Below are 241 nucleotides of genomic sequence, written 5' to 3'. Positions count from 1 at the left end.
CGTGAATCTCATCGACTTCGGGAACAACGGGCTTCTGCCCCTGAAGAACCTGCCGAATGTCGCCGATATCGTCACGCTCGAAGAAGTCGAGAAGCTCGGCAAGATGCTGGACGCGATCGCGGTTTTGCTGGCGGCTCGCAAACAGCAGTTCAAAGAGGCCGGGGTCGCGAACCTCGAGCAGTACGCGGCGAAGACGAACCAGGTTCTTCCGATCGTGGTGAACGTGCTCGACGGCTTCGAC

Annotated in this window: 1 pseudogene; it reads left to right on the top strand. The window is 59.3% G+C overall.

The features are described 5' to 3' along the window. Positions 1-241 (top strand): annotated as a pseudogene (locus AC1RPW_RS08670) (type VII secretion protein EssC); the annotation flags it as partial.

Source organism: Dellaglioa sp. CoH-55-MRSF-8 (genome assembly GCF_056782195.1).
Note: the sequence above shows the minus strand (reverse complement) of the source record. Positions and strands in the feature narration are given on the sequence as shown.